The 5,707-nt window shown below is 67.3% G+C and carries 7 protein-coding genes; all 7 read right to left on the reverse strand.

The window, feature by feature from the left end; genetic code table 11:
• Window positions 1–448: ATP-binding cassette domain-containing protein (locus VGT00_02535; protein ID HEV8530274.1), on the reverse strand; the 448-nt coding region annotated here is incomplete at its 3' end.
• 4 nt (window positions 449–452) lie between these two features.
• Window positions 453–1,406 (reverse strand): branched-chain amino acid ABC transporter permease, encoded by a 954-nt coding sequence (locus VGT00_02540; GenBank protein ID HEV8530275.1) that lies wholly within the window; start codon window positions 1,404–1,406, stop codon window positions 453–455.
• A complete protein-coding gene (locus VGT00_02545) occupies window positions 1,399–2,277 on the reverse strand; it encodes a branched-chain amino acid ABC transporter permease (GenBank protein ID HEV8530276.1) in 879 nt (292 codons plus the stop codon). Before VGT00_02545 ends, VGT00_02540 begins: the two co-directional genes overlap by 8 nt.
• A 305-nt stretch (window positions 2,278–2,582) precedes the next feature.
• Window positions 2,583–3,794, reverse strand: coding sequence for an ABC transporter substrate-binding protein (locus tag VGT00_02550; GenBank protein ID HEV8530277.1), 1,212 nt, complete (start codon window positions 3,792–3,794; stop codon window positions 2,583–2,585).
• Window positions 3,795–3,866: 72 nt separating this feature from the next.
• Window positions 3,867–4,571: a hypothetical protein gene (locus VGT00_02555; protein HEV8530278.1), complete on the reverse strand. Its 705-nt coding sequence runs from the start codon at window positions 4,569–4,571 to the stop codon at window positions 3,867–3,869.
• Window positions 4,568–5,107, reverse strand: a complete 540-nt coding sequence (locus tag VGT00_02560) for a hypothetical protein (GenBank protein HEV8530279.1) — start codon at window positions 5,105–5,107, stop codon at window positions 4,568–4,570. The genes VGT00_02555 and VGT00_02560 overlap by 4 nt, the downstream gene beginning before the upstream one ends.
• Window positions 5,104–5,622, reverse strand: a complete 519-nt coding sequence (locus tag VGT00_02565; GenBank protein ID HEV8530280.1) for a hypothetical protein — start codon at window positions 5,620–5,622, stop codon at window positions 5,104–5,106. The genes VGT00_02560 and VGT00_02565 overlap by 4 nt, the downstream gene beginning before the upstream one ends.
• Window positions 5,623–5,707 lie beyond the last annotated feature (85 nt).

A 5,707-nucleotide genomic window follows, 5' to 3' on the forward strand; every position in this document is an offset into this window, starting at 1 on the left:
GGGCGTCCAGGAGCTCCATGACGGGCCCTTCGACATCGGGAAGCCGCCAGAGCGCCGGCAGGTGGCCCGAGACGCGTATGCGCGATTGCGCGGCCACGCGCACGTTGTCGTACACGGAGATGCCGGGGAAGATGTTCGTGATCTGGAACGTCTTCGCGAGGCCCCGCCGGTTGATGACCTCGGGCGCGAGGCCCGTGACCTCCTTGCCCCGGAAGACGACACGGCCGGCCGTGGGAGTGTGCAGGCCGCTGATGACGTTGAAGAGCGTCGACTTGCCTGCCCCGTTGGGGCCGATGACGGAGAACACCTCGCCCACCCTGACCATGAGGCTGACGCCGGACAGGGCGGCGAGGGCGCCAAAGCTCTTCGACACGCCCTCGACCTCGAGCATCATCTGTCTGCCGTTGCGGTGGAAGATATCGCGGGCCGGTCGGGCTTCTTCGCGCAAGCGCTCATCCGGCGGCCTCCCCGCGGAGTCGTTCACGCAGGGCCTGGCGCAGACCCAGAAGCCCGCGCGGCACGAAGAGCACGATCAGCACCAGCACCACCCCGACCACGATGTTGTACCACTGCACGTACGAGGAGATCTTCTCCTGGAGCACGATGAAGAACGCGCCGCCGATGATGGGGCCGACAAGAGTCCCGAGGCCGCCGATCATGACCATGATGAGAAACTCGCCGGAGATGCTCCAGTGCAGGAGATCGGGCGTGGCGTAGGCCGCGCGGCCCGGGTACAGGGCGCCGGCGAGTCCGGTCAGGACCGCCGAGATCAGGCACACCCCCATCTTGTAGCGCTGAACATTGTAGCCGAGGAAGCGCGCCCGGTCCTCGTTCTCGCGGATGGCCACGAGCACCTGGCCGAAGTGCGAACGGACGAGCACGTGGCACGCGAGGTACGCGAGCAGGAGGTACACGACGACGAGATAGTAGAGCCGCGCAGGGGCGTCGATGGCGATCCCCGGCAGCACCTGAAACGACGGCAGGCCCTGGATGCCGTCGGAGCCGCCGAAGGTCTGCGTGTAGCGAAAGAAGGTGTAGATCACCTCGGCGAAGATGAGGGTGAGGAGCGCGAAGTAGATGCCGCGCCGGGTGGTGGCGAAGTAGCTCACGGTGAGCGCGTAGAGCCCGACGACGACGACAGCGAGCCCCAGGCAGAGCCAGAGGGAAAGCATGCCGCGCTCGAGCAGCACGGCCGTCGAGTAGGCGCCCAGGCCGAAAAACGCCGCGTGGCCGAAGGAGACCAGGCCCGTGTAACCCATCAGGAGATCCAGGCTCATGGCCACCGCCCCGAACAGGAGCGCGTCGAAGGCCAGCAGCATGTAGTACTTCGACATCCACGGGGTCAGGGGCAGCGCGGCCAGGGCCACGAAGACGAGCCACCCCCGCCAGGAGAGGAGCCTACTCAAGGACACCTTCGCGGCCGAAGAAGCCGCGTGGGCGGACGATGAGGACCACGATCATGATCCCGAAGATGGCGATGGCCACGCGCTGCGGGTTCATCCAGAGCGTGAGCAGGCTCTGGGTGATGCCGATCACGAAGGCGGCGACGACCGAGCCGCCCAGCGAGCCCATTCCCCCCAGGATCACGACGATGAAGGCGAGCAGGATCATCTCGACACCCATCTGGGGATACACGGTGAACACGGGGGCCAGCAACAGGCCCGCGAGGGCGGCGAGGGCCGCGGAGCCGGCGAAGGTCAGCGTGAAGACACGCGGCACGTTGACGCCGAGGCCGTCGAGCATCTCGGCGTCCTGGACGGCGGCGCGCACGATGATGCCGGCCCGCGTCCGGGTAAAGAAGAGCCAGATGGCCAGGAGGAGGATGGAGGAGGCGGCGAGCAGGAAGAGCCGGTACTTCGGATAGGTCATGCCCAGAAGCGGAATCGAGCCCTCGATGGGCGGGAGGATCCGGCGCATGTCCCCGCCGAAGAGCTGGCGCGCGCCCTCGCGGAAGATGAGGGCCAGGCCGAAGGTGATGATGAGCCCGTAGAGCGGCTCGCGCCGGTAGAGGGGCCGGAGGGTGGCGACCTCGGTGACGGCGCCGAGGGCGGCCACGAGGAGCGGGGCGGCCACGAGGGCGACCCAGAACGAGTTCGTCAGCCCGATCACGACGATCCCGGCGTACGCGCCGAACATGTAGAGCTCTCCGTGCGCGAAGTTCATCACGCCGAGGAGCCCGAAGATCACCGTCAGGCCCAGCGCCAGCAGCCCCAGCGCGGCGCCGAAGACCACGCCGTGCAGGAGCTGCGGCAGCAGGACCGCGATCAGATACTCCAACGCCTACGACCCTGCCCCCTCACCCTACCCTCTCCCCCGATGGGGGAGAGGGATCAGAGTGAAGAGAGCCGCGAGACAAGGATGTTCTCTGGCTTCTCCCCCGATGGGGGAGAGGGATAGGAGTGAAGAGAGCCGCGAAACGAGGATGTTCTCTGCCCTCTCCCCCGATGGGGGAGAGGGATTGGAAATGGGGCCCTGTCCTCGCGCGAGGAAGCTAACAAGAATCCCTCTCCCCTGGAGGGGGAGAGGGCAGGGTGAGGGGGTGCATTGGACAGCACGAGAGCGTTCATGAATGGCGCTCGGCGCTACTTTTTCTTGAGCTCCCAGGTGAAGCCTTCCACGGGGTCTTTGCCTACCATCGGCTCGCCGATGGTGTCCTTGCCCTGGAGCGTGGCGATGGGCAGGTTCTTGCCGCCCTTCACCTGATAGAGGTGCATGTCCATGACGACCTGATGGTCTTCCTTCCTGATGCACTGCCGGCCGATATGGGTATTGTCGAGGCACATGCCTTCCTGCGCCTCCGCCACCTTGTCGGAGTCGAAGCTCTTCACCTTCTCCACCGCGGCCGCCCAGAAGAGCACGGCATCGTAGGCCCCGGCCATGATGTTGGCGTCCACGCCGAACTTCTTCTTGAACTTGGCGTTGAACGCCTGCATGTTCGGATCCGGATTGTAGGGGGAGTAGTGCGCGAGCTGGACGAAGCCCTCCATGGGCTCGGCGATGGCCGGTAGATCCTGTTGCAGGAGGAAGCAGTCGATGCCCGCCAGCTTGTACTTCTTGGTCATACCGAAGGAGTGGAGCTGCGTCATGAGACGGAGCGAGTCCGTGCCCGCGAAGGCCACGAAGAGCACGTCCGGGTTGGTCTGGTTGATGGCGCCGAACCACGGGCTGAAGTCCTTGGTGTCGAGCGGCGCCCCCGCCACCCCGACCACCTCGCCCCCGAGCTTCTCGAGCGCCGTCTTGAACTGCCGGCCGTCGGACTGCCCCATGGCGTAGTCCGTGTAGAAGATGTAGACGCGCTTGCCCATCTTGTCGACGATGTACTTGGCGAGCCCGTTGGCCTGCATGCGAGAATCGGGCTGGTTCGAGAAGTAGTACTTGTGGAACTTGGTGGTCCGCATGAACTCGGCGCACGAGACGGTGTTCCAGTGGACGACCTTGTGCTTCTTCGTCACGTCCATCACCGCCATGGTGGCCCCGCTGGACACCGCCCCGATGAGGAGCTTGACGTCGTCCTGCAGGATCAGCTTCTCGGCCTTGCGCACCGCGGGGGCAGGCTTGGTCTCATCGTCCTCCGAGATGATCTCGATCCTGTGGCCGAGCACGCCGCCCCGAGCGTTCACCTCGTCGACGGCGAGCTGGATGGCCATGGTCTGGTATTTCCCATAACCCTCGAAGACGCCCACCTTCGAGCCGAGGTCGCCGATCTTGACGACCTTCTGAGCGGCCGCCGGCGCGGCCAGCCACGCAAGCAACGCGCACGACCCGAGCACCGCAAGAACCTTCGTGTTCCTCATGAGTCTCTCCTTTGTTGTAAGGCTCGCCTCGCGGCGCGGGGGGCATAGCGTACGGCCCTCCTCGGCTCGCAACTACCGCCAGGCGGTGGTGGACGTTTCGATCAGCCCCGACAGGGTCCGCGCCATCCGCTGGAGCGGCTCGCGCATCTTCTCGGGGTCGGGTGCCGTCACGGCGCGTGCCGTCACCCCTCTCGCCTCCGGACCGACACTGCCTCCCCCGGCGGCCTTCCCGCCCTGAGCGTAGCCTTCCGCCTCGTCGAACGCCAGCCGCACGGCCACCGCGGCCTTTGGGTCGTACTGGGTGACGGCAAAGTCCACCAGGTTGTAGTAACGCCAGATCGCCTCGAGGAACTTCTGCCCGGCCGCGACTCGCACCGCGGCGGCCTCCTTCGTGCCCGCGAGGCGGCGGTCGGCGTCGAGGGCGAGGTCCCGGACGAGCGCGGCGAAGAACACCATGAGACAGCGCTCGCCTCGAGCCCCGTCCCCCGCGCCGAGGGCGCCCCGCGTCGCCTCCTCCAGGCCCGCGGGCAGGCGCGCGGCCTGCGCGCGCATCTCGGCACGGACCGCCCCCGTCTCGAAGAGGCGTAGGGCGACGTCGAATTTCCGAGCCTGGATCGAGAACTTGATCTGCTTGAAGTTGGCCGAGATCTCGTTGTCGCGAGGAACGTACGCGCCGACGTGATGGGCCGCGGCCGGCTCTGCGGCGATGGCGGCCAATGCCACGGCCGCGAGGACAGACCGCACACGGGGCGAGCGGTCGCAAATGCGCCGCATCATGCCCTCCTCACCAGGCGCGCGCCGAGCAGCACCGCGAGCCACCAGGCGGCCACGATCGCCGCCCCCCCGAAGGGTATCCACACGAGCCACTCGGCGACCGTCTTGCCCGCCTGGATGCCGTAGAAAGGGATCAATCCGCTCCAGAGCAGGTAACCGAAGGGGTACCCGGCGCCGCCGACGGTGAAAAGGACGATGAGCGTCCGGCGGGCCGCGTCGGAGCGGACCAGCGTGGCGGCGGTCATGGTCGTGGCGATGATGACCAAGCCCATGCCCTCGGCGTGCAGGTGGAAGAGCCGCAAGCCTGCATCGAATTTCACCAGCGCCTCGTCGATGACCTGCTCGTCGACGTCGCGCACCCCGACCAGCCCGTGCGCGGCCGGCCGCGCCAGCATGACGGAGCGTGCCCAGCGCGTCAGATCGAGCTTGAATCTCACCATGGACGCGCCGCCCACCTCGGCGCACGCGATCAGGAGAATGGCGGCCAGGAGCGAGGCGAGAGGCGGCAGGCGCCAGACCTCGGAGACGGGGCCCGTCACGCCGTCCGCCCTCGACGGCGACCCGCGACCATGAGCACGGCCAGTGTCACGAGCCCGACGATGGCGGCGCTGCCCAGGGGCGTCAGGACGTAGCGCTCCACGATCTCGATGCCGGCCTCCCGCCCCCACTCGAGCGCCGCCACGGAGTACGCGAGATACCCGAGCGGGAAGAACGCGCCGACGGCAAAAAGGGCGTAGAGGGCGCCGCGGGCCCGCCGCCACCGGACGACACTGGCCGTGACCGTGCTCGCGAAGATCACGAGGGGACCCAGCCCCTGCGCGTGGGTGTGAAAGAACGACAGCCCCGCCTCGGCGGAATAGACGGCCCGAGCCCTGACCTCGAGGTCGTACTCGGCGGAGCCGGAGAGGCCGTGAGGTTGCGGGTTCGCCGCCACGCGCGCCTGCGCGTAGCGCACGATCTGCGGGCGCAGCTGTGACATGACCGCGCCCGCGGTTTCACCAAGGGCGATGACGAACAGACCCACGAACACCACGACCAGCGGTGGACGCCTCATGCGTGTCCTGTTCGACTCGATCGGAAAGACAGTGGGGCCAACTCGCGCCGAGGGTATTCGACCGGCCTCCCCGGTGTCAATGCGG

It is taken from the genome of Candidatus Methylomirabilota bacterium, from assembly GCA_036002485.1.
Lineage (GTDB): Bacteria > Methylomirabilota > Methylomirabilia > Rokubacteriales > CSP1-6 > AR37.